This window comes from Brevibacterium sp. CT2-23B (assembly GCF_013168765.1).
Classification (GTDB): domain Bacteria; phylum Actinomycetota; class Actinomycetes; order Actinomycetales; family Brevibacteriaceae; genus Brevibacterium; species Brevibacterium sediminis.
Window position 1 is genome coordinate 634,033 of the sequence record NZ_JABBYK010000002.1, and the last position, 23,596, is coordinate 657,628.

The 23,596-nt window shown below is 65.6% G+C and carries 19 protein-coding genes; 14 read left to right on the top strand and 5 right to left on the bottom strand.

The annotated features are described in order from the left end of the window. Positions 1-21: 21 nt before the first annotated feature. The gene (locus tag HIM68_RS08075) at positions 22-723 is read right to left on the bottom strand and encodes a phosphatase PAP2 family protein (RefSeq protein ID WP_172171211.1); all 702 of its coding nucleotides are present in this window, start codon (positions 721-723) and stop codon (positions 22-24) included. Then, entirely contained in the window at positions 720-1,571 is an 852-nt protein-coding gene (locus HIM68_RS08080) for a CoA ester lyase (protein ID WP_139468861.1), read from the bottom strand. The genes HIM68_RS08075 and HIM68_RS08080 overlap by 4 nt, the downstream gene beginning before the upstream one ends. 298 nt (positions 1,572-1,869) lie before the next feature. On the opposite strand from HIM68_RS08080, the gene HIM68_RS08085 reads away from it, so the two are divergent. From HIM68_RS08085 to HIM68_RS08135, 11 genes are all read left to right on the top strand, one after another. Further along, entirely contained in the window at positions 1,870-2,907 is a 1,038-nt protein-coding gene (locus tag HIM68_RS08085) for a 3-isopropylmalate dehydrogenase (RefSeq protein WP_172171213.1), read from the top strand. 214 nt (positions 2,908-3,121) lie between these two features. Next, positions 3,122-4,213, top strand: a complete 1,092-nt coding sequence (locus HIM68_RS08090; RefSeq protein WP_172171215.1) for a branched-chain amino acid aminotransferase — start codon at positions 3,122-3,124, stop codon at positions 4,211-4,213. Between the two features lie 151 nt (positions 4,214-4,364). Continuing rightward, entirely contained in the window at positions 4,365-5,768 is a 1,404-nt protein-coding gene (locus HIM68_RS08095; RefSeq protein ID WP_367647473.1) for an MFS transporter, read from the top strand. Positions 5,769-5,898: 130 nt separating this feature from the next. Continuing rightward, positions 5,899-7,656: a DUF222 domain-containing protein gene (locus HIM68_RS08100; RefSeq protein ID WP_172171219.1), complete on the top strand. Its 1,758-nt coding sequence runs from the start codon at positions 5,899-5,901 to the stop codon at positions 7,654-7,656. 78 nt (positions 7,657-7,734) lie between these two features. After that, on the top strand, positions 7,735-8,397 hold the full coding sequence (locus tag HIM68_RS08105) for a GNAT family N-acetyltransferase (protein WP_172171221.1): 663 nt from the start codon (positions 7,735-7,737) through the stop codon (positions 8,395-8,397). 74 nt (positions 8,398-8,471) lie between these two features. After that, positions 8,472-10,673, top strand: coding sequence for a prolyl oligopeptidase family protein (locus HIM68_RS08110; RefSeq protein ID WP_172171223.1), 2,202 nt, complete (start codon positions 8,472-8,474; stop codon positions 10,671-10,673). 10 nt (positions 10,674-10,683) lie between these two features. Further along, on the top strand, positions 10,684-11,763 hold the full coding sequence (locus tag HIM68_RS08115) for a biotin/lipoate A/B protein ligase family protein (RefSeq protein ID WP_172171225.1): 1,080 nt from the start codon (positions 10,684-10,686) through the stop codon (positions 11,761-11,763). Further along, positions 11,760-12,563, top strand: a complete 804-nt coding sequence (locus HIM68_RS08120; protein ID WP_367647474.1) for a Type 1 glutamine amidotransferase-like domain-containing protein — start codon at positions 11,760-11,762, stop codon at positions 12,561-12,563. Before HIM68_RS08115 ends, HIM68_RS08120 begins: the two co-directional genes overlap by 4 nt. Positions 12,564-12,656: 93 nt before the next feature. Beyond that, entirely contained in the window at positions 12,657-13,442 is a 786-nt protein-coding gene (thyX, locus tag HIM68_RS08125; protein ID WP_139468853.1) for an FAD-dependent thymidylate synthase, read from the top strand. Positions 13,443-13,561: 119 nt separating this feature from the next. Then, positions 13,562-14,140, top strand: a complete 579-nt coding sequence (locus HIM68_RS08130; protein ID WP_172171227.1) for a hypothetical protein — start codon at positions 13,562-13,564, stop codon at positions 14,138-14,140. A gap of 81 nt (positions 14,141-14,221) precedes the next feature. Then, positions 14,222-14,656, top strand: coding sequence for an HIT family protein (locus HIM68_RS08135; RefSeq protein ID WP_172171229.1), 435 nt, complete (start codon positions 14,222-14,224; stop codon positions 14,654-14,656). Between the two features lie 73 nt (positions 14,657-14,729). Here HIM68_RS08135 and HIM68_RS08140 read toward each other — a convergent pair whose 3' ends face one another. From HIM68_RS08140 to HIM68_RS08150, 3 genes are all read right to left on the bottom strand, one after another. Next, on the bottom strand, positions 14,730-15,785 hold the full coding sequence (locus tag HIM68_RS08140) for an alcohol dehydrogenase catalytic domain-containing protein (RefSeq protein ID WP_172171231.1): 1,056 nt from the start codon (positions 15,783-15,785) through the stop codon (positions 14,730-14,732). A gap of 128 nt (positions 15,786-15,913) precedes the next feature. Continuing rightward, complete coding sequence (locus HIM68_RS08145; protein WP_367647475.1) at positions 15,914-16,882, bottom strand: 3-methyladenine DNA glycosylase; 969 nt, start codon at positions 16,880-16,882, stop codon at positions 15,914-15,916. A 37-nt stretch (positions 16,883-16,919) separates the two neighbouring features. Continuing rightward, positions 16,920-19,697, bottom strand: a complete 2,778-nt coding sequence (locus HIM68_RS08150) for an ATP-dependent RNA helicase (protein ID WP_172171233.1) — start codon at positions 19,695-19,697, stop codon at positions 16,920-16,922. A gap of 128 nt (positions 19,698-19,825) precedes the next feature. On the opposite strand from HIM68_RS08150, the gene HIM68_RS08155 reads away from it, so the two are divergent. The 3 genes from HIM68_RS08155 to HIM68_RS08165 all read left to right on the top strand — a co-directional run bounded on the left by HIM68_RS08155 (position 19,826) and on the right by HIM68_RS08165 (position 23,532). Next, the gene (locus HIM68_RS08155) at positions 19,826-20,632 is read left to right on the top strand and encodes a fumarylacetoacetate hydrolase family protein (protein WP_139468848.1); all 807 of its coding nucleotides are present in this window, start codon (positions 19,826-19,828) and stop codon (positions 20,630-20,632) included. A 111-nt stretch (positions 20,633-20,743) separates the two neighbouring features. Then, complete coding sequence (gene gltX / locus HIM68_RS08160) at positions 20,744-22,210, top strand: glutamate--tRNA ligase (RefSeq protein ID WP_172171235.1); 1,467 nt, start codon at positions 20,744-20,746, stop codon at positions 22,208-22,210. After that, positions 22,207-23,532 carry an alpha/beta fold hydrolase gene (locus HIM68_RS08165; RefSeq protein ID WP_172171237.1) on the top strand — a complete coding sequence of 442 codons (1,326 nt, stop codon included), beginning with the start codon at positions 22,207-22,209 and terminating at the stop codon, positions 23,530-23,532. The genes gltX and HIM68_RS08165 overlap by 4 nt, the downstream gene beginning before the upstream one ends. Positions 23,533-23,596 lie beyond the last annotated feature (64 nt).

Consider the following 23,596-nt stretch of genomic DNA (forward strand, 5'->3'; position numbering starts at 1 on the left):
CCCCTCAGCAGCTGGACCCGTTCACCCCGCAAGCCACAGAGCGAAGCGGGGTGAACGGGTCCTCTGCGCTGTCAGGGTCCAGAATTCGTCGACGAGAACGGCGACGGCGATGCCGATGAAGGCACCGGCGATCGTGTCGGTGAGCCAATGGACCTGGAGCGCTGTCCGAGACCACATCATGCCGAGGATCCAGATCCCGGCGAGGATGAACGACCAATGGAAGCCCATCCTCGGTGCTTGTGCTTGTGCTTCCTGGGCTGTCGATCCGCGCAGCTGATGACGGCGGCAGGCGATGATGGCCAGACTCATGGCCAGTGCGGCGGCGCCCATCGAATGCCCCGAGGGATAGGAGAACCCCAAGGATTCGTAGAGCTGGTCGCCGGGGCGCAGCCGGGTGACGATGGCCTTGAGGATCTCCGAGGCGGCGATGCCGGCGAGCATTGTAGTGACGAGGAAGAGCGCCGAGCGCAGGCGTCTGCGCAACACGAAGACGCCTGTGAGCAACGCGGTGCAGATGACCACACCCGTGCCGCCGCCGACCTCGGCGAGGACGACGGCGATCCAATACGGCACCGAGCCTCTATCGAGGCCGACGAACTCCAACCAGGACTGATCGACCGGGGTGGGCCCGATGCGCTCGAAATGCAGCCACAGTCCGAAGGCGATGACGAGCAGGACGGCGGGCAGTGTTGCCCACAGCAGCCAAGGCGGCTGTCGGCTCAAGCGTTCCAGAGACCGTAGGCGTCGGCCATGGACGCGATCTTCTTGGCGCGGGCCAGGCGCGGCAGGTAGGAGCCGTCGGTGATCTCGGATCCGCCTTCGGCGGCTTCGAGCATCTGGCGGGCCCAATCGCGTTCGTCTTCGCTCGGGCTCATGGCCTCGTTGAGGGTGTTGACCTGGTCGACGGTGAGGACGAGCTTTCCGGTCATGCCCATCATATGTGTGACTTCGGCATCGGCCCAGACCTTCTCATCATCGGCATCGGCGGCCGAAGGGCCGTCGATGGGTCCGGGAAGGCCGCCCATGCGAGAGGCGATCGTCAGGCGTGAGCGGGCATAGGCCAGAGCCATCGGATCGCCGGAGAAGCCGGTGTCCTTGCGGAAGTCATTGGTGCCGAAGGCCAGACGGAAGGTGCCGGGCGCCTCGGCGATGCGGGTGGCGTTCTCCACTCCGCGGGCCGATTCCAAGAGGGCGAGCACGGGCAGGCCGGCCTTCGCGCGCATCGCGGTGTAGGACACCTGCTCAGGGCGTTCGGTCTCGGGCAGCATGACTCCGCGCAGGCCCGGAAGCATGGCGACGGCGGCGAGGTCGTCGGCCCAGAACTCGGATTCCATCTTGTTGATCCGCACCCAGGCGGACATTCCCGAGTCGAGGGCGCGCACGACATTGTCGCGGGCTTCGATCTTCTTGTCATCGGCGACAGAAGCCTCGAGGTCGAAGATGACGGAATCCGCTTCCGAGGTCTGCGCAGGAGTGAACAGTTCCTCCCTCGCAGCATTGACGAGCAGCCAGGACCGGGAGAGTTTGGCGGGCAGAGCTGCGGCGCGGGCGTTGCGGATGATTTCGGTCAATGATCGACTTTCTCTCGGGGCTGGGTGCGGTTGGCCCCCACGGGGTTTGGGGTGCTGTCTCCATTTTCGTCCCTGCGGCGTCGGATGTGTAGCCGAGAACAGTGATTGAGACGTGAATTTGTTCATGTCGGCACACGGAGCGCGGGGCAGCGGCGGGTGCGGCGGTCGTCGTCCGAAGTGTTCGCGCCACTGTTGCGCCGACGTCGCTGCATCTCCGCCCCTCTGCGACGGCGCAGACGACGGTTCACATTGTAAGACGCTGTAGTTGTATCGTGAGATTGAGTCCTATTCTGTGAGCATGAAGTTCTCAATCGCAGTCATGCCCGGAGATGGAATCGGCAACGAGGTCGTCCCCGAAGGCCTCAAAGTCCTCAAGCGCGCCATCGAGGTGTCCGGCGAGCCCGTCGAGCTCGAGCTCACCGATTACAAGGTCGGTGCTCAGCGCTATCACGAGACCGGTGAGACGCTCACCGACGAAGAGCTCGAATCGCTGCGTGAACATGATGCCATCTTCTTCGGCGCCTGCGGAGATCCGTCCGTGCCCTCCGGCGTGCTCGAGCGCGGAGTCATCCTCAAGATGCGCTTCGGGCTGGGGCATGCTGTGAACCTGCGTCCCTCGAAGCTGTTCGCCGGAGTCACCAGCCCGCTGGCCGAGCCCGGGAAGATCGACTTCGTCGTCGTCCGCGAGGGCACCGAGGGCTCGTACACCGGATCCGGCGGTTCCGTGCGTACGGACACGCCGCAGGAAGTCGCGACCGAGGTCTCGGTCAACACCTGGTACGGCGTCGAGCGCGCCGTCCGCGATGCCTTCGCCCGTGCTCAGGCGCGGAACAAGAAGCTCACCTACGTGCACAAGCACAATGTCATGGTCCACGCCGGTCACCTGTGGCGTCGCGTGGTCGAGGAGGTCGGGCAGGAATTCCCCGAGGTGGCCGTCAACTACGAGCACACCGATGCGTGCACGATCTACATGGTCACGAATCCCGAGCGCTACGACGTCATCGTCACCGACAACCTCTTCGGTGACATCCTCACCGACCTCGCAGCCGCGGTCACCGGCGGAATCGGTCTGGCAGCCTCGGGGAACCTCAATGTCGAAGGAACGGCGCCGAGCCTGTTCGAACCGATCCACGGGTCCGCTCCGGACATCGCCGGGCAGCAGATCGCCGACCCGACCGCCTCGATCCTTTCGGGGGCGCTCATGGCTTCCCATCTGGGGCTCGAGACCGTGGCCAAGGCGATCGAGACGGCCGTGGAGGCCGACCTCGCCGAGCGCGACGGTACGAAGCGGTCCACCGCCGAGGTGGGCGACGCGATCGCGGCACGCCTCGGCTGACCGGATCGACCGGCTCTGCGAGGGGGCGAGTGGGTGACCATGGGGTCACCTCTGCGAGGGGGCGGATGGGCAACCATGGGGTCACCTCTGCGAGGATGAACCCAGCCGAGCGACACCCGATTTCAGGTTTGACGACATCACCCCGGTGCGACGAGCGCCGGGGTGATGGACTACCCTGAAAGTGTCACTCATCACAAGTGAGAAAAGAGTTTTCATGACAGATTTCACCGTTCTTAAGAACCTCCAGCCGCAACCCGAGCTGGTGCGCGAGAACATCAAGAAGGATCCCGGCTTCGGCCAGTACTTCACCGACCATATGGCGCACATCCGCTATACGATCGATGACGGTTGGCAGGGACACGAGGTCCGGCCGTATGGTCCGCTGCTGCTCGACCCGGCAGCTGCCGTCCTCCACTATGCCCAGGAGATCTTCGAGGGGCTCAAGGCCTACCGTCATGCCGACGGATCGGTATGGACGTTCCGACCCGAGCGCAATGCCGCGCGCATCAACAAGTCTGCCGAGCGTCTCGCGCTGCCGCAGCTGCCCGAAGAGGACTTCATCAACTCGCTCAAGCACCTGGTCAGCCTCGATCAGGTATGGGTTCCGACGCCGGAGTCGGACGCCGATGAGTCGAGTCTCTACCTGCGGCCGTTCATGATCGCCACGGAGCGGTTCCTCGGCGTGCGGGCCAGCCACGAGGTCGACTACTACGTCATCGCCTCACCGGCCGGACCCTACTTCTCCGGCGGCATCAAGCCGGTGTCGATCTGGCTCTCGCCGAAGCTCAAGCGCGCCGGCGCGGGCGGCACCGGATTCGCCAAGTGCGGCGGCAACTATGCATCGTCGCTGGTGGCGACCAACGAGGCGGCCGCCAAGGGCTGCCAGCAGGTGCTGTTCACCGACTCAGTGGAGAACAAGTACATCGACGAGCTCGGCGGCATGAACCTCATGCTCGTGACGAGGAGCGGCAAGCTGCTCACCCCGGCGCTGAGCGATTCGATCCTCGACGGCGTCACCCGCCGTTCGCTGCTCGAACTGGCACCTCAGCTCGGACTCGAGGCCGAAGAGCGTCAGATCTCCATCGAGGAGTGGCGCGAGGGTGCGGCCAGCGGCGAGATCGTCGAGGCGTTCGCCTGCGGCACCGCCGCGGTCATCACGCCGATCAGTAAGCTCGTCAGCGAAGACTTCACCATCGACCATGGTGAAGAGGCCGGTGAGAAGACCATGGAGCTGCGCAAGACGCTGCTCGGCATCCAGTACGGACGCGTCGAGGACAAGAACAACTGGCTCGTGCGGCTGGCCTGAGGGGCGGGGCTCTGGAGGGCCGGGCGTCGCGATGATCGCGGAGTCCGGCCCTTTGTGTCGGTCCGTCTGCTGTTGCGGAGCCGTTGATTACGGGGTGACCGGTCGGCAGTTATTTTACTCAGCTGTGCGTTAAATGGGGTACTGTGTCTTCGTGCACACGACCACCTCGGCGTCGGTACCGACAGCCTCCGAAGTCATCGCTCACCTGCCATGGAAGTGGCGCACCCAAGGTGCCATCTTCATCATCGGCGGGCTCGGTTTCATGTTCGACGCATGGGACGTCGCCCTCAACGGATTCCTCATTCCGCTGCTCAGCGACTATTGGAGTCTCACCGTCGGCCAGGCCGCCTGGATCGCGACCGCCAACCTCATCGGCATGGCACTTGGTGCCTTCATTTGGGGCGGCATCGCCGACGTCATCGGTCGGAAGAAGGCCTTCACTCTCACGCTCCTCGTGTTCTCGATCTTCACCGTCGCCGGAGCCTTCGCGCCCGCATATGGGTGGTTCATCCTCTTCCGCTTCTTTGCGGGATTCGGGCTCGGCGGATGTATCCCCGTCGACTACGCCCTCGTCGGGGAGTTCACTCCCAGCCGTCACCGCGGACGCGTGCTCACGGCTATGGACGGCTGGTGGCCGATCGGCGCCTCGCTCTGTGCGTTCGTGTCGGCTTACCTCCTCGGCTTCGGGGACTGGCGCCTGATCATGCTCGTCATGATCGTGCCGGCTCTGTTGACGGTGGCGGTGCGTTTCGGGATTCCGGAATCACCTCTCTATCTGGCCTCGGTCGGACGCTACGCAGAGGCCGATGCGATCATCAAGCGACTGGTCGAGCGCACCGGCGCCGACGTGCGTGAGTGGACACACGAGCCGGTCGGAGGGACTGCTGCGACGCCGACCTCGAGTGCAGAGCCCAAGGTAGGTGGGCAGCTGCGTGCGGCCAGTGGTCAGCTGGTGCAGCTGTGGCAGCATTCCGCGAGAACGACTCTCGTCGCCTGGTCGCTGTTCGTCTCCGTCCTTCTTGTCTACTATGCGGCGCTGACATGGCTGCCGGGGATCCTCAAGAAGCAGGGGCTGGCCGATCAGGCGGCATTCCTCGTCACCGGGTCGATGACAGCGGTGGGCATCCTCGGTGTGATCGTCTCCGCGCTCATCGTCGAACGATTCGGTCGCAAATGGGTGCTCGGGGTCTCGTCGATCGTGGCCGCGATCCTCCTCGTCGGATCGGCAGTGTTCATCGAAGCCTCCGGCGCCGACCTCACCTGGACTGCGAAGGCCGCAATCATCGGGTTCGGCTTCGTCATCCAGATCGCCATCCCGACGCTCTACACCTACGTCTCCGAGCTCTATCCCACCCGCCTGCGCGGATCCGGATTCGGATGGGCGTCGGCAGCGTCTCGACTGGCGACAGGAATCGCCCCGATCGTCTTTGGTGCGTTCATGTGGCCCGTGCTCGGACTGGCGCTGACGTTCGTCCTCACCGGCGCGCTTGTGGTCGTCGCCGTGCTGCTCATGGGCTTCCTCGCCCGAGAGACGACCGGCGAAGAACTGAGCTGAGGCAGCCGCGAAAGCAGCGGGGCAGTTCCACCTCGAACCGATTGGCAACGGATCTGCTTCCATGAAGCTGTGACCTGCACAGATGGTCGCGCGAAATCTCGTGTCAGTGGCGAACGATAGTGTTCTGGACATGGAGGCAAAGCCGGTTCCAGACGTGCTCACCGAGATCGCTCGGTGGTGTGAGAGCCTGTCCGAAATGCCTCCTGCCGCGACCGAGGAAGAGGCGATCGATCGCATCACGGCTCTCGAGGAGCTGACTTCCGCCTGCGCCGCCGCGCAGGCCCGCGAATCCCTGACGTTCGATACGCACCGCAGGAATCGGGAAGCCGAAGACGGGATCCCGAGCAAGAAGCAGGGCCTCGGAGTCGGTGCGGAGATCGGCTTAGCCAGAAAGGTCTCCCGGCACCGTGGCAACGCGCTGCTCAAATTCTCTCGGACCCTGCTCTTGGATCTGCCCAATGTCTACAGGGCGATGAAAGGTGGCGACATCTCGGAGGAGAAGGCCCGCACGGTCGCAAAGGAATCCGACTGGCTTCCCCGGGAGAAGAAGCACGAGCTCGACGAGCAGATGGCCGGACGCCTGGCCGAGGTGGGTGTGAGGCGACTGGGCAACGAAGTGAGGGCTCTCGCACAGAGACTCGATCAGAAGGCTGCAGTCGACCACCTCGAGCGCTGTATCGAGGAGCGCTCGGTCAGTGTGCGTCCGGCACCGGGAAATATGGCGTATCTGACCGCTTTGCTGCCGATGCCGCAGGCTGTCGCCGCATTCGCCAACCTCAAGAAGTCGGCGCAGACTGCCATCGCCACCGGCAGAGCCGACGGTCGAGGTCAGAATCAGATCGCTGCGGATCTCTTGGTCGAGCGACTGACCGGGCAGGCTGCTGCTGCGGCAGTGCCCACTGAAGTCCACCTCATCATGCAGGAAAGCAGTCTGTTCGGGCCCGGGGAAGAATCGGCATGGTTCCCCGGAGTCGGCCCGATCCCGGCACAAGCCGCCAGGGCCGCCGTTGCCGAGAACGAGGCCGCCACCTTCATCCGCAGGCTCTACACTCGGCCCGAAGACGGGCAGCTCGTGAGGATGGACTCGCGCCGCAGGGAATTCTCCGGGCTGCTTCGACGCATGGTCGTCTTCCGCGACGACGTCTGCCGCTCGCCGTGGTGCGAGGCCCCCATCCAGCACGCCGATCATGCCGACGCGGCTGCCGGCGGCGGCGAAACCGAGTGGGACAACGCCTCTGGACTGTGCGCCGCCTGCAACTATCTCAAAGAGCTCAGAGGGTGGCGCCACAAGGCAACTGCCGACTCCCTCGAGGTCGTCACACCGACCGGTCACCACTACAAAACCCGCACCAAACCACTCAGCGGTCCCGATCCCGGATGCGCCTCCGGTCAGGACGGGGGACTCGGTGCGAGGCATGGCCCCGGCCAACAGGATCCTCCTGATCAGGAGCACGATCGGGAACGGCCGCAACTTCCCGGTCGACAACACGGTCCCGAGCCGGGACGAGACTATGGCCCCGAACCGGGACGAGGGCCCGTTCAAGCAGCGGAGGCGACGGCGTCGACCGGTGACGGACCTCGTGCCGCGCCGCTCGGCGAGGAAACACGTGCCGCGCCGCCCGGCGAGGGAACCCGTGCCGCGCCGCCGGACGACGGACCTCGTGCCGTTCCCCCGAGCGACCGTGACGGTGCTTCACCAGACGAAGCCGAACACGCGTTCTCGGTGCTGATCCCATGGCGGTACGTTCGCCGGACCTCGCAGCCGGCAATTGTCGAAGTTGGCGGAACCACTATCGGAATCGATATCTTTGATGCCGACGAACGCCCGATGAGCCCCACCGAAGAACTACTCTGCGCCGCAATCCTCGAACACCGAGGCAGGCTGTGAACCGAGTCTGCCGAAGCGATGATAAGTGGTCACCGAATGTTCAACTGCCCGCTCCATCACGGGACTATGGTGATAGTCATGAACGACCTCAACGGGCAGCCGTCGCCCGCTGACCACATCGCGCCCTCCGGCCGCGCAGACGTTCCCGCGGTCGAAATCGTGTGGGGGATGCCGACGGGAATGGGGCCGTTGTGGCAGGGCATGCCCTCGGGGCCGGGAATCACCGGAGTCCTCCCGCCCCGCAACGAGGTCGAAGCAGTCTATGGGGCCGCTGCCGCCGAGCCGCCGCTGAACGAGGACCCGAGGTTTGCGGCAGTGTTCGCCGACGTCTACGAAGTCTCCGTCCGCAACGGGCAGGTCCTCATGACATTGACGCGGACCCAGCCCGACGGACGGCTGAGCTCATTCGCCTACGGCCACCATTGGAAATGGGAAGAACAGAAATATCCGTGGGCATTCGAACTGCAGCGCCGCCTCGGCGTGGCTTCGACCGAACTCGAATCGACCTTCGCTCTCAACCTGCTCGCCCGTGATCCGAACCGGCGCGAACGAGGTTTGGGACGGCGCACTCTCGAGGCGTGGATCGGGGAGGTCGGACGTTTCGGCTGTTGGCTGCAGACCGACGATATCGACAGCCCGGCACGACGGCTCTACGAGGAACTCGGCTTCACCGAACTCGGCCACGGGCCCGAAGCACCCAACGGGCACCCCGGCTTGGTCATGTTCCGCCGCCCGCGGTGAGAAATCCTCGGCAGAACAGTTTCTCGTCAGCGGCGACACGTGGCCGCGTCGGCGGCGGTCACTAGGATGGGAGCATGCGTGAAGAAGACTCCTCGAAGGCGGCCTCGACGGTGAACGCCGAACTGCCCGACGACGAAAACCTCTGGCTCGAAGACATCTACGGCGAGGAGCAGATCGCCTGGGTGAAGGACCAGAACGCGAAGACCCTCGAACGTTTTCACGACGGCCTCTTCGACGACATCTCCGGTGATCTGCGCACTGCGCTGGACTCCGACGACCGCATCCCGATGGTCACCAAACGCGGTGATCACTTCTATAACTTCTGGCGGGACAAGACGAACCCGAAGGGCTTGTGGCGACGCACCTCCTGGGACAGCTACCGCACGGCCACTCCCGACTGGGAGGTGCTGCTCGACCTCGACGAACTGGCCGCAGAGGAAGACACCGCCTGGGTCTGGTCAGGAGCGATGGCGCGCCGCAGCGACAACCGCCGCGCACTCGTCCTCCTGTCCCCGGACGGAGGCGACTCACACCGAGTCCGCGAATTCGACCTCGACGACCGCGCCTTCGTCGACGGCGGCTTCGACATCCCCGCCGCCAAGACACGGTTGGCCTGGCTCGACGACGACACCGTGCTCGTCGCCACCGAAACCGACGCCGACTCACTGACGACCTCGTCCTACCCACGCCAAGCCCGAGCGCTCCGCCGCGGTCAGAGCCTCGACGACGCCCCGATCGTCGCCGAAGTGCCGCGCGACCACGTGGCGATCTTCGTCGGCAGCGACATCCGCCCCGACACCGAGGCCACCGACCGCGCCGTCATCATCGACGCCATCGACTTCTTCAACTCGACGATGAGCTTCCTCGACCTCGCCGACATCACGGGCGCAGACGGTTCGCTGTCAGCCGAACCGACGGCATGGGCCGACGCGCTCAACAGGGTCGACGTCCCCACTGACGTCGAGGTCGGCTTCGAGCGCGACCTCGTGCTCTTCCGACCCCAGTCGACGTGGACGTCCGCCACCACCGAGGTGGCCGCCGGCGGCCTCGCCATCGCCGATATCGATGCGGTCAAGGCAGGCGAGATCGCTCCGCGCGTGATCTTCACCCCCGACGCCCACACCTCCCTGCAGTCCTTCACCTTCACCCGGGACTACCTCGTGCTCGAGCTGCTCGCCGACGTACAGTCGAAGCTCACGGTCCTCGACCTGAACAACGACTTCGCCGAATCCGCACTGCCCGGAGTCCCGGCCAACCATATGGTCGGCCTCGGCGCGGTCGACAAGTACGACCCGGCCACCGCCAACGACTTCTGGATGGTCAGCACCGGCTTCCTCACGCCCTCGACATTGTCGTACGGCACCCTGGGCCCCTCGGACGAAGCTGCGGGAACGAAGGAGTCCACCATCGAGGTGATCAAGTCAGCCCCGGCGATGTTCGATGCTGAAGGGCTGAGCGTCGAACAGCACTTCGCCACCAGCGCCGACGGGACGAAGATCCCGTACTTCCAGATCGGAGCCGACGACCTCCCGCTCGACGGAGAGAATCCCACCCTGCTCGACGGCTACGGCGGCTTCGAAGTCAGCCGCACTCCCGGATACTCACCCGTCGTCGGCATCGGCTGGCTCAGCCGCAGCACCACCGGCAACACCCTCCCGGCAGGTCGCCGAGGCGTCTATGTCCTCGCGAACATCCGCGGCGGAGGCGAATACGGACCCGAATGGCACACCTCGGCGATGCGGGAGAACCGCATGCGCTGTTATGAGGACCACTCGGCCGTGGCACGCGATCTCATCGCCCGCGGAGTGACGAGCCCGAAGACGCTCGCCTGCGCCGGCGGATCCAACGGGGGCCTGCTGGTGGGCAATATGCTCACCCAATATCCCGAGCTCTTCGGTGCTGTGTCCTGCGGCGTTCCGCTGCTGGACATGGCCCGATACACGAAGCTCAGCGCCGGCTATTCGTGGAAGGCCGAGTACGGAGACCCGGACGTGGCCGAGGACTGGGCGTTCATCAGAGAGTTCTCTCCCTACCACCTCCTCGAGGACGGTCAGGCCTATCCGCCGGTGCTGTTCTGGACGGCCACGTCGGATGATCGGGTGGGGCCGGTGCAGGCACGAAAGATGGCCGCCCGGATGCAGGCGGACGGAATCGAGAACGTGTGGTTCTTCGAAGACACCGAAGGCGGACATTCCGCCGCTTCGGACAATGAACAGACCGCATTCACCCGGGCGCTGAGCTACCGGTTCATGTGGAACGCACTGACAGGGGAGTAGGTTGGGAGACATGACGAACGAGACGCAGCACTTCCACGGCGAATACAAGGTCATCGGCGGCAAACTCGTCGTCGCCGATGTCACCACCGACGGCAAGTCCATCACCGAGGTGAAGATCTCCGGGGACTTCTTCCTCGAACCCGAGGAAGCCTATTTCGACCTGGCACCGGCCCTCGTCGGCGCCAGCGTCACTGCCGATAATGCGGCGCTGCGCGGCCGCCTCGACGAGGCTCTGGCCGGCTACGGTTCGGAATTGGCGATGCACGGCTTCTCCACCGCCGATATCGCCACCGTCGTGCGACGGGCGCTGGGTTCGGCGGCGAACTTCACTGACTTCGACTGGGAGGTCATTCGCGGCGAGGTGCTGCCGACTCAGCTCAATGTGGCACTTGATCAGGTCCTGCTCGAGGAAGTTGCGGCAGGTCGTCGTCAGCCGACTCTGCGGTTCTGGGAGTGGGAGGACACGGCCACCGTCATCGGGGCCTTCCAGTCCTACGTCAACGAGCTGCGGCCCGAAGGCGTGGAGAAGTACGACGTCCAGGTCGTGCGTCGCATCTCGGGCGGAGGTGCGATGTTCATGGAAGGCGGCAACTGCATCACCTATTCGATGTTCGTCCCGCCTGCCCTCGTCGCCGGCCTCGACTATGAGGAGTCGTATGTGTTCCTCGACCAGTGGGTGCTCGCGGCTCTCAAGACCCTCGGCGTTGAGGCGTTCTACAAGCCGATCAACGACATCTCCTCGACCGGAGGCAAGATCGGCGGTGCCGCACAGAAGCGCAATCGCGACGGCACGCTGCTCCACCACGCGACGATGAGCTACGACATCGACGCGGACAAGATGGTCGAAGTTCTGCGCATCGGCGAAGCGAAGATCTCCGACAAGGGAGTGGCGAGCGCGAAGAAGCGCGTCGATCCGCTGCGGAGTCAGACCGGTGAGGCGCGCAAAGACATCATCGATGTCATGGCGGACACCTTCGCCACCCGCTACGGGGCCACTTACGGCACCTACACGGATGAGGAACTCAAGCGGGCCCAGGAACTCGTCGATGAGAAGTTCGGAACCGAGAAGTGGACGCACCGAGTGCCGTGAGCACCTCTGAATCCACCGCTTTCCGGGGCACGATCGTGGCCCTCGGCGGTGGTGGATTCTCGATGTCCGAGACCGGGGAATCGGCCATTGATGACGAGCTGGTGCGCATGGCCGCCAGACGGATCCGCGGCGGCGCTGAGGACGAGGCCGGTGCTCAGAGCGGCTTCGGCGCCTCTGTTGGACTCCCGAACGTCTGCTTCGTCCCGACGGCATCCGGTGACAGCCGCGACTACATCGAGCGGTTCGAAGCGGCATTCGAGGCGCGGGCACGAACCCATGTCCTCTCCCTGTTCGTGCAGAGTCCGTGGGACTACCAGGATCCGGCGATGCTGCTCGACATGGACCTCATCTACGTCGGCGGCGGCTCCACGGCGAACCTGCTCAGCCTCTGGCGGAGGCATGGCGTCGACCAACGGATGAGAGAAGCGGCCGCAGGAGGAACGATCCTCGCCGGCATCAGCGCCGGTGCGAACTGCTGGTTCGAAGCATCCTCGACGGATTCGTTCGGTCCGCTGGCACCGCTGAACGACGGGCTCGGATTCCTGCGGGGGAGTGCCTGCCCGCACTTCCATGGAGAACCAGGACGGAAGGAATCCTTCCGGGAATGGATCGCCCAGGGCCGGCTTCCGGGCCCCGGAATCGCCATTGATGATCATGCCGCGGTCGTGTACGTCGACGGTGCGGCCACCTCGGTGATGGTGGAATCCGCGGGGGCGCAGGCGTTCGTCGTTGATACGGGCGGTCGCCTGCACAACCTCGACGAACAGGCCTCCGTCGCACCTGTCAGCCAAGAGGGTTGAGGCGAGGAGAATTTCGGTGCGGACCGGTCGCCGCAACCAGCCGGGCTGTCTGTAGGATTGGGAATCAATCACGTCCCCTTCACTAGGAGAGCCATGCGCCAGGTCGAACCGTCCGTTGAACTGCTCGCCAAGCCCAATATCGATTGGGAAGCGATGAGGACTTACCTCGACGAGGTGGGCGGAACCTCCTGGGCGGACCGGGTCGAAGATGCGGAATCTCCCGACGCCGAGGATCTCCTCGAGTTCTCCGGACGCATGTGCTATCGCTCGTGGGAGCCGGGACTCAACCCGAACGTCTCGCGGGTGCGCACCGATTCCGCGCAGTACCTCGGCAACGTCGTGAAGTCCCAGCACGGATCCGTGCTCGAACACGCGAACTTCACCTTCGTCCTCCACAACGTTTCGCGCGTGCTCACCCACGAACTTATCCGCCACCGCGCAGGATCGGCGTTCTCGCAGGAATCGCTGCGCTACGTCCGCCTCACGGACATCCCGTTCTGGTTCCCCGAGTGGGCCCGCGAAGATCCCGAACTCATGGAACGCAGCCTCAAGGTCCTCGACACCCTCGAGGAGCACCAGCAGTGGATGGCCGATCATTTCGAGCTTGACGAGGAGGGCACGAAGTTCTCCCACAAGAAGCACATGACCTCGTTCATGCGCCGCTTCGCCCCCGAGGGCCTGGCCACCGGAATCGTCTACACCGCGAACCTGCGTTCTCTGCGCCACGTCATCGAAATGCGCACTGCGAAGGGCGCTGAAGAGGAGATCCGCCTCATCTTCAACAAGATCGGCGAGGTCATGCGCGAAGAGGCACCGGCAGTCTTCGCCGACTACGAAGTCGTCGACGGAGAATGGATCCCCGGCACGCGCAAGGCCTGAGACCACGCGCGGCCTGTTGCGAAGCGTCCGGAGACCTCCGAGCGCCTCACACCTACAGACACCTGAACCGCCCAGCCACACCTGACGCCGACGTCAGACAGATTTCAGGAGGAACCGTCATGGCAGATATCTACGCAGCTCAGCTCAATCCCGGCAAGCTCGAGGTCGTCACCGACTGGGTTGCCAAGCAGGACTGGGCCGCCGAGCTCGACCTCGCGGCGAACCCGCTCGAGACTGTTACCGCGTACCGCTTCGACGACCCTGCCGGCGAAGTGGGCATCGAGATCCACATAGTGAAGAGCGGCGACCAGCTGCTGCAGGTGCCGCTGACCTACCGCGGAGAACCGCTCGAAGGCGCCGACGAAGCATTCGTGGCGAACATGGATCACTCGGTGCTCGGCAAGCGGTGGGTCTACGCCGGCATGGGCGACCCGCTGTTCCGGCAGCGCCTCGACCACACCATCGCCACCGCGTCGACCGCAGCGAAGCAGTACCGCGTCGATGCTGAGGGCAACCGGGGCGAAGAGATCACCGAGGTGGCCCACGCCTTCGGGACGGGACCTCTGCCGGGTGCCGGCGACGTCGAGATCCTCTACCGCCTGTCGCCCGAGTCTCCGGCGGAGAAGTCCGACGCCGGTCTGCTGTTGGGCCGCTGGGATGGCCAGGACACGAATGTCGTCCTCGCCATCATGGTCTGAGGGCTCGTCAGCACGATCTGAGGGACTCGACCCAGCACCGAACTGGACAAGTGACTGACAGCAGGGGAGGAATCGGAACTCATGAGCAGCGACTGCATCTTCTGCCAGATCGTCGCAGGTGACGCACCGAGTGCGTCGATCGCCGAGACCGAGTCGACCTTCGCGTTCATGGACATCCAGCCCGGGTCGGACGGGCATCTGCTCGTCGTGCCGAAACGTCACAGCACGGACCTGCGGGACATCCCGGCCGAAGATCTGTCTGCGGTGGCGCTCGAATCCCAGCGCATCGCCAAGCACGCTTTCGATGCATGGGGAGCCGATGGCGTCAATCTCCTCAACTGCTGTGGTGCCGAGGCGTGGCAGACGGTATTCCACTTCCATATGCACGTCATTCCGCGCTACCGGGATAGGGACAAAGACCACCTGCGGCTGCCGTTCGAACCCGGTATCCGCGGCGATCAGGAGCTCATCGGATCTCTGGCCGCGAGTATGCGGGAGTCACTCGGCTACGAGTGAGGCATTGCCGTGACCGCCGCCGTTGCGCTCAACCTCGCCGAGGCGAGGCTCAGTGCCCGGGCCGTCGGCCGTCTCACCTGGCCAAGTCGATGATCGTCATCCCCGCCGAGGCAGAGGGTGACCCCATCGCCTCCATCGCCGCGGGCGCCTCGTCGAGTCCGATGACAGTAGTGACCAGCTCCTGCGGACGCAATCGTCCCTGAACGACAAGGTCCACGAGCTCTGGGTACTCGGCCGCAGCCATTCCGTGCGAGCCGAGCACGCTGAGCTCGAGAGCGATCACGCGCGGCAGATCGACGACCGGCTCCGCGGGCAGCAGCCCGATCTGCACATGCCGACCCAAGGGTGCCAGAGCACCGATCGCCGCCCGGATCGTGTCCTCCCTGCCCAAAGCATCGACGGTCACAGCCACCCCGTCGGGATCGGTCGACGCGAACTGCGCGACCACCTCGGCGCTCAGCTCCTCGGGACTGAGATCCCGAGCATTGACGCATCGTGCGGCACCGAACTCACGGGCGGATTCCAAGGCCGCATCGCTGACGTCGATGGCGATCACCTTCGCACCGAGGGCCCGGGCGATCATGATTGTCGACAGTCCCACCCCGCCGCAGCCGAAGACGGCGACAGTCTCGTCCGCGGCAAGGCGAGCCCGCACTCGCAGACCATGGAAGGCCGTGGCGAATCGACATCCGAGCCCGACGACGGCCGCGGCCGGCAGGTCCTCGGGCACGGCCACGAGGTTGGCATCGGCATTGTGGATGACGACCTGATCCGCCCACGACCCGAAATGCGTGAATCCCGGCTGCGTCTGATCGGGGCACACCTGCGCATTGCCGGAAACGCACCACCGGCAGCTCCCGCACCCGCACACAAAAGGAACGGTCACCCGCTGGCCGACACGGAATTCCTGTACGCCCACACCCGCCGAGGCGACCCGACCGACCAGCTCATGCCCGGGCACTTGGGGCAGGGTGATCGTCGAATCGTGGCCGGCCCACGCGTGATGGTCGCTGCGGCACACCCCGGTGGCTTCGACGTCGATGACGACTCCCGCACCAGGTGCGGTCGGGGCGGGAATGTCCGTGAGTTCGGGACGGACGGAGAACTGATCGAAGACGATGGCGCGCATACCGTCGATCGTAGGCTCGCCGGTGCCGCGACCGCGAAGACGTCCACGAAACGGCGCGGCCGCAGCGACTGGTCAGCACAGCGGGCCCGGCACAGCCGCAGCGGCTAACCAGCGCAGCCCCAGGCGACTCAGCGCGGATGAACCCCCGCGACCGCCAAAGCATCGAGCAGCCGAGCTCGCAGCGCCTGCGCCCTGCCCGAGAAATCCTTCTGCCGCTCCATGTATACGGCCTTGCCCGCAGCGGTCTCGATGGCGACGACCCCGTAGCCCCAACCACGCAGGTCATAGGGGGAGGCCTCCATGTCCAGGGTGCGGATGTCGAGGGCGAGGTCGAAGCAGTCGACGACGAGATCCGAATCAGCGATCGGCGAGATCTTCATCGCCCATTTGTACAGATCCATCCCCGCGTGCAGACACCCGGGCTGCTCGTTGGCGACCATGCCCTCGCGGCTCGGCTGCAAGGTGTTGAGAGGACGCGCGGGTTCGGTGAAGAAACGGAACGCATCATGATGCGAACACTGGATGCGGTGGCCTTCGACCACAGCGTCGGTCTCGGCGGGGCTCAACCGCAGCGGCACCTGCTGATGCCGGCGCTGTTTGTCGGTGAGACGGTAGACCATCGCCCATTCGTGGATGCCGAAGCACCCGAAGTTCGCTTCCCGACCCAATGTCGACGACAGCAGCGAGGCGATGAACTTTGCTCCGTCCCCACGGTCGGTGCGCCAGGACTCGAGGTCCACCTCGGCGAAATTCTGCGCATCGTCGATGCGATACCACCGACGGTCGAAATACCGACGATCTTCGGCCGTCTCAAGCGCGACGCGCACACCCGGCCCGGGATGCCATTTCTTCAGCTGCCCGACCTTGAACGGGTAGTAGGTGAAGAGGAAGTCTTCGACCGGGTGGGTCTCCTGTCGCATCCGCCGGTCGATATGCGCATCGGTGCGCTCGGCGATCCGATGTTCGTGCTCGTCACGCAGCCCGCGCCAGATCTCGGCAGGAACGACACCGTCACCGAGGCGGCCCGACGATGTGTCGGTACGCTCGGTCGCCGCCGTGGATGGGGCGGGAGTCGTGGTCGAGGGTGCGGACGTCACCGCACCATTGTCCCAGACGGTCGAATCGGGCTCCAGCTCAGCGACTCGAGCGCTTCGTGCCCTTCGCCGCCGGTGCGGTGAGTGGATCCTCCGGCCACGGATGCTTCGGGTAGCGGCCCCGGTTCTCGGCCCTGACATGGGCATACGCATTCGCCCAGAACGACGCGAGATCACTGGTGACCGCCAGGGGCCGCCTGGCGGGGGAGAGCAGGTGCATGGTGACCGCCACCCGGCCGTCACAGACGCGGGGCACATCGGTCCAACCGAAGCACTCCTGGAGTTTGACCGCGAGGATCGGGCTCGGGAGCTCGGCTCGCTCGGGGGCCGGATACTCGAGGCGGATGTGTGATCCGCTGGGCACTGTGATGTGGGTCGGCACAAGCTCGTCGAGCCGGGCCGCCTCGGGCCACGGCAGCAGACCGCGCAGCGCGGAGACGAGGTCCACGCGGGCAGGATCGGAGCCCTTCGCGGTCCGGTCGAGTGCATCAGGACACCACTGATCGAGCGTGCCAGAGAGGTGCTCCCACGTCATGTCCGGCCACGGGTCCCCGTAGATCGCGCGAAGCAGTCCCAGCCGGGCGCGCAGCGATTCGAAAGCCTCGGAGGGACGCAGAACCTCGCGGGCTCCTCGTTCGCGCACCGATTCGGCGATGGCACGGCGGGCGAGTTCGCGACCGGCCTGGATCGGGGTGGAGGTCATTTCGATTCCGCCGAGGCGGCTGCGCCGAACCGCACGAACCTTCCCGGACTCGAACGTCGCCGTCTCCTCCGTGTGCAGCAGCCCGGCTCCGGCGAGCTCCGCTGTGTCGCCGTCGATGGGAACAGCTGATCGGATGATCGCACGCGATCCGGCCAGGCCCACCTCGGCGATGGCCAACCATGGGCTGCCCTGCAATGAGGAGTCTCGGGGCAGGCTCGCCGCCGTGCCTGAAGCCAGTAGGTATTCAGAGTCCGAAGCGCTGCGCAGCCGCGCGATCTGCAGGGGATAAGAAAGCGCCGTGACGAGTCCGAGGTCCTGGGGAGTCAACGCTGTGCCGGAACCGCCGGTGACTTCAGTGCGGTCGCTGATTCCACCGTTCCCGGTGTCGTCTCCCGTGTCGCCGCCATCGCCGCCCTCGCCGCTCGAGGCGTACTCGCGTGCGATCGACGCGAACCGTTTGCGGTCCTGAGCGAATCGAGTATCCCTGCTGCGTCGCAGCTGCCGCAGCAGCGCGGAGAGATCGGCGCCGGGAGCCCTCTGATCGGATTCGATGACGGCGACCGCTTCTGCCGCACGCGCGGGTGAGAGCAGGGCAGCCCCGTCGAGGAGGCCACGTGCCGACCACACCGAGGCGGGAACCGCCGCGATCGCCCGCCCCGTCTGGGTGACGTTCAGTGCTGATATCGGGAACTCGGCAGTGTCGGGGAGCTCACCGGTGGGGCGCTCACCGGCGGAGCGCTCGCCTCCTGCACCGTCCATTGCCGCTGCCGAGATCTCCACGGCTCCCAAAGCGACCAGGTTGTCGACCGCCTGCCGTTTCGGTCCGGCCGGCAGCGGATCTGGCAAGAGGGTCTCGTCGCCGCCCCACACAGCGAGTGCGAGCACTGCGGAGGTGAGATCGGAGGTCGCAATTTCGGGAGGAGTGTGCTCGGGCAGGCTTGCCCAATCCGCCTCTGACATGCACCGATACGCAACACCCGGTCCCTGCCGGGCGGCACGACCGGAGCGCTGTGTTCCCGAAGCCTTCGACTCCCGCATCGTGACCAGCCCGGACATGCGACGCCGCGTATCCAGCCGTGGTCCTCGGGAGAGCCCGGAGTCGACGACGATGCGGACCCCGTCGATCGTCAGCGCCGACTCTGCCACCGAGGTCGAAACGATGACGCGACGGTTCCGTCCCTCGTCGGTGCGTGGGCGCAGAATCGCGTCCTGCTCCTTCGCGGGGGTCCGCCCCGTGAGAGTGTGCACCTCGATCGTGTCACCGGTACCCGAACCACCAGAGCCGATCGGTCCGCCATCACCCGAACCGCCACCTGATTCCACACGGCGCCGCACGCGAGAGGCCACCTCGTCGACTTCGCGTGCACCGGGAGCGAAGACGAGGACGTCGCCCTCACCATTCTCAGTCAGCGCACGCACCGTCGTCGCCGCCAGATGGTCAAGGAAATCCCAGGTCACACCCCGCGCATCAAGGGGCCGCTCCTTCGCCGGTGCCCACCGGACCTCCAGAGGATGAGGATCGGCGGCCACCGACAGCAGCGTCGCCGGCGACTGCGGTCCGTCACCGAGACGCGCGGCCCACAGCTGCGCATCCAAGGTCGCCGACATGACGACCACGGAGAGATCCTCACGCAGATCAGCCAATTCCCGGCACATCGCGAACGCGAGATCCGTATCCAGCTGCCGCTCATGCACCTCGTCGAGAATGACCCCGTCGACACCGGTCAGCTCGGGATCGCGCAGCAGTCGGAACAGAAGCACACCCGTGGTGACGAACTCGATCCGTGTCGCCCGCGAAGTCCGCGATTCACCGCGGACGGTGAACCCCGCCACCTCGCCGAGGCGGGTCCCCGTCAACGACGCGAGCCGCCTGGCCGCGGCGCGGGCCGCCATCCGCCGGGGCTGGGTGACGATGATGCGGCCCGGACCGGCCATGTGCTCAGCGATCATCGGCGGCACCACGGTGGTCTTACCGGTTCCGGGAGGAGCCTCCACGACCAATCTCGGGGTGGGGGTCGCCTCGGCGAGGCCCAGCTCATCGATGAGCGCGGCGGCGGGCAGGCCGGCCCCGATGCGGGCGAGATCGAAGGTGTGCGGCAGGTGCGGATCGGGCATGCCACCAGTCTCTCAGCAGGGCGGCCCCGCCCGCACACGGGACACAGCGGGGGATCTGTGGAGACCTGATCGCGGATCGATGAGCACCGACGCGCGGAAGGCACCAGGCACTGACTAGACTGTGACACATGCGTATCGCCAGATTTGTACATCAGGACGAACCCAAATACGGAGTCGTCGAAGGTGAAGTGCCGCCGATCACCGACGGAAGCTGGGACACGTCGGGACTCGAACTCGCCGTTCTCGACTCGGACCCCTTCTTCTCTCCGGCCCAATCGACAGGCGAGAGGCTGAAGATCGACGACGTGCGTCTGGTCAGCCCCATCCTGCCGCGTTCGAAGGTGATCGGCGTGGGCCGCAACTTCGCCGCACACGCAGCAGAACTCGGCAACGAGGTTCCCGTGACCCCGGTGACCTTCTTCAAGCCGAACACCGCGGTCATCGGCCCCGGCGACCCCATCCGCCTGCCCGCGATCAGCGAATACGTCTCCTATGAGGCCGAACTCGCCGTCGTCATCGGCCGTGTGGCCAAGGGCGTGAAGGCGGAGAACGCCTTCGACCATGTCCTCGGCTACACCGCGAGCAACGACGTCACCCTGCGCGACCTCCAGAAGTCCGACAAGCAGTGGACTCGGGCGAAGGGCTTCGACACCTCGGCCCCGCTGGGTCCCTGGATCGAAACCGAACTCGACGTCGACGACCTCGGCATCCGGTCCTGGGTCGACGGGGATCTCAAGCAGGACGGCACCACCGCCGACTTCATCTTCGATATCCCGACCATCATCGAACACCTGTCGGAGACGATCACCCTGCTGCCCGGCGATGTCATCCTCACCGGAACCCCGGAGGGAGTCGGCCAGATCGTGTCCGGCAACCGCGTCGACATCGCCATCGAAGGACTCGGTGTCCTGTCGAACCCGGTCATGGACGCCTGAGCCGACCGCCGCCTCGGCGATCGCATCCACGGAACACCAGAGCCGCCACACCACCAGCGCCACCGCGCACACCACAGACTCACACCCGAGAAGATCACGCAAAGGACAATCGTGAGCGTCAAAGTTCGTTTCTGCCCATCACCCACCGGCACCCCGCACGTCGGTATGGTCCGCACAGCCCTGTTCAACTGGGCCTATGCCAAGCACACCGGCGGCAAGTTCGTCTTCCGCATCGAGGACACCGACGCGGCACGTGACTCCGAGGAGAGCTTCGGTCAGGTCGTCGAGGCGCTGAAATGGCTGGGCCTGGACTGGGACGAAGGCATCGAGGTCGGCGGAGACAACGGACCCTATCGCCAGTCCCAGCGTGGCGAGATCTACGCCGACGTCATCGAGAAGCTCAAGGCCGGCGGCCACATCTACGAGTCCTACTCGACGAACGAGGAAGTCGAAGCCCGGCACAAGGCGGCTGGCCGTGACCCGAAACTCGGCTACGACGGCTACGACCGCGACCTCACCGACGAGCAGAAGGCCGCCTTCCGCGCCGAGGGCCGCGAACCTGTATGGCGCGTGCGCATGCCCGATGAGGACATCACCTTCACCGACCTCGTGCGCGGCGACATCACCTTCAAGGCCGGAACCGTGCCCGACTTCGTAGTCGTCCGCGCGAACGGCCAGCCGCTGTACACCCTGGTCAACCCCGTCGACGACGCGCTCATGGGCATCACCCATGTGCTCCGCGGCGAGGACATCCTGTCCTCGACCCCGCGTCAGATCGCTCTCTACGAACACCTCAAGGCCATCGGCATCGCCGAGGCGACCCCCGAGTTCGGTCACCTGCCCTACGTCATGGGCGAAGGCAACAAGAAGCTGTCGAAGCGCGACCCCGAATCGAACCTGTTCCTCCACCGCGAGAACGGGTTCATCCCCGAGGGACTCATCAACTACCTCGCCCTGCTCGGCTGGTCCATCGGACCCGACCGCGACGTGTTCAGCGTCAAGGAATTCACCGAGGCATTCGACATCCACGATGTCCTGCCCAACCCGGCCCGCTTCGATGTGAAGAAGGCCACCGCCATCAACGCCGACCACATCCGCCTCCTCGATCCGGATGACTTCCGTGACCGTCTGGTGCCCTACCTCCAGGCCGCCGAGGTGCTCCCGGAGTCCCCGACGGAAGCTCAGCTGCAGATCCTCGACGAGGCGGCTCCGCTCGTGCAGACCCGCATGAAGCTGCTCGGAGAGGCTCCCGACCTGCTCGCGTTCCTTTTCACCTCCGATGACGACCTCGTCATGGCCGAAGACGGACTGAAGACGCTCAAGGACTCCGCCCCCGAGGTGCTCGCCGCCTCCATCGAGGTCCTCGAAGACCTCGACGAGTGGACCACGGCGAAGCTCGAAGAGGTGCTGTCGGCGAAACTCGTCGACGAGATGGAGATCAAACCGCGCCTGGCCTACGGACCCCTGCGTGTGGCCGTGTCCGGCCGCAAGGTCTCACCACCGCTGTTCGAGTCGATGGAGATCCTCGGCAAGGACTCCTCGCTGAAGCGCCTCAAGGCACTCGCGGCACAGCTGTGAATCAGACGACCTGGACCCGTGGGGGACTGCACTTCCGTGACGTGACGGTCACCGTGCCCTTCGACCATTTCGGACGGTCGGGGGAGGCCGCCTCGGCGGGGGAGAACGCCGCGACTGCCGCCTCGGGGAAGGTGAATCTGCCGGACACGATGGACGTGTTCGCCCGGATCATCGCCACCGAGGCGGACAGTCAGAAGCCCTACCTCGTGTACCTGCAGGGCGGGCCCGGCGTGGAAGCCCCGCGCCCGGGCATCGTCGGCGGTCCCGGCGGCTGGGTGAAGCGTGCCCTCGAGGAATTCCAGGTCGTCATGCTCGACCAGCGTGGAACCGGAAGATCGAATCCGATCGGCTCTGTCGATGGGGCCATCACCGGACTGGAGACGGTAGGGGACGACCCGGCCGCGATCGCCGAGGCGCTGTCCTTCTTCCGTGCCGATTCGATCGTCGAGGACGCGGAGATCCTGCGCCGCCACCTCGGCGCGGAAACCTGGTCCCTGCTGGGGCAGTCCTTCGGCGGCTTCACGACTCTGCGCTACATCTCCGCGCATTCGAATGCCCTTCACGAGGTGTACTTCACCGGCGGTCTGCCGGCGATCGGCCTCGACCCGGCGACCGTCTACGGACGCACGTGGGAGGGCATGATCCGCAAGTCCGAGCAGTATTACGCAGCGTTCCCCGGCGACCGTGAGAAGCTGCGGCGCCTCGTCGACCTTGCGTCTGTCGGTGACGGTCTCGCCCTCCCCGGGAGAGCGCGGGCGACGCCGGAGCGGATCCGTCTGCTTGGGCACTTCCTCGGCGCCTCGGATGGTCCGGAGAAGCTGCATTATCTGCTCGACCTCGACTTCTCTTCGGGGGCTTTCCGGCATGACCTCGCCGCGTCTCTGCCGTTCTCGGGGCGCAACCCGCTCTATGCCGTCATCCACGAATCCTGCTGGGCCGACGGCACGATGACGAACTGGGCGGCCAGGCGGGCGATGCCCGATGCCGTGGTCAAGGATCCGACGCTGCTGGCCGGCGAGCATGCCGGGCCGGAGTCGCTGCACGAGGATCCGGAGCTTACGCCCTTCGCTGAGGTGGCCGAGCTCGTCGCCGCGCGTCAGTGGCCCGGTCTCTACGACGTCGACGCTCTGCAGGCCGCCTCGGTGCGTGGTGCGGCGGCAGTGTACTTCGAAGACGCGTACGTGCCGGTGGAGTATTCGCTGGCCACGGCCGAGCATCTCTCCGGGGTGCAGCCGTGGGTGACGAACGAGTACGAACACAACGGTCTGCGCGCCGACGGCTACCGGGTCCTCGACCGGCTCATCGGCCTCGCTCGCGGGTGAGGCCGGGGCCGTCGGGCCGGCAGAGCGAGCCTGCGCGCGCGGGACTACTGGGCCTGTCGGCGGG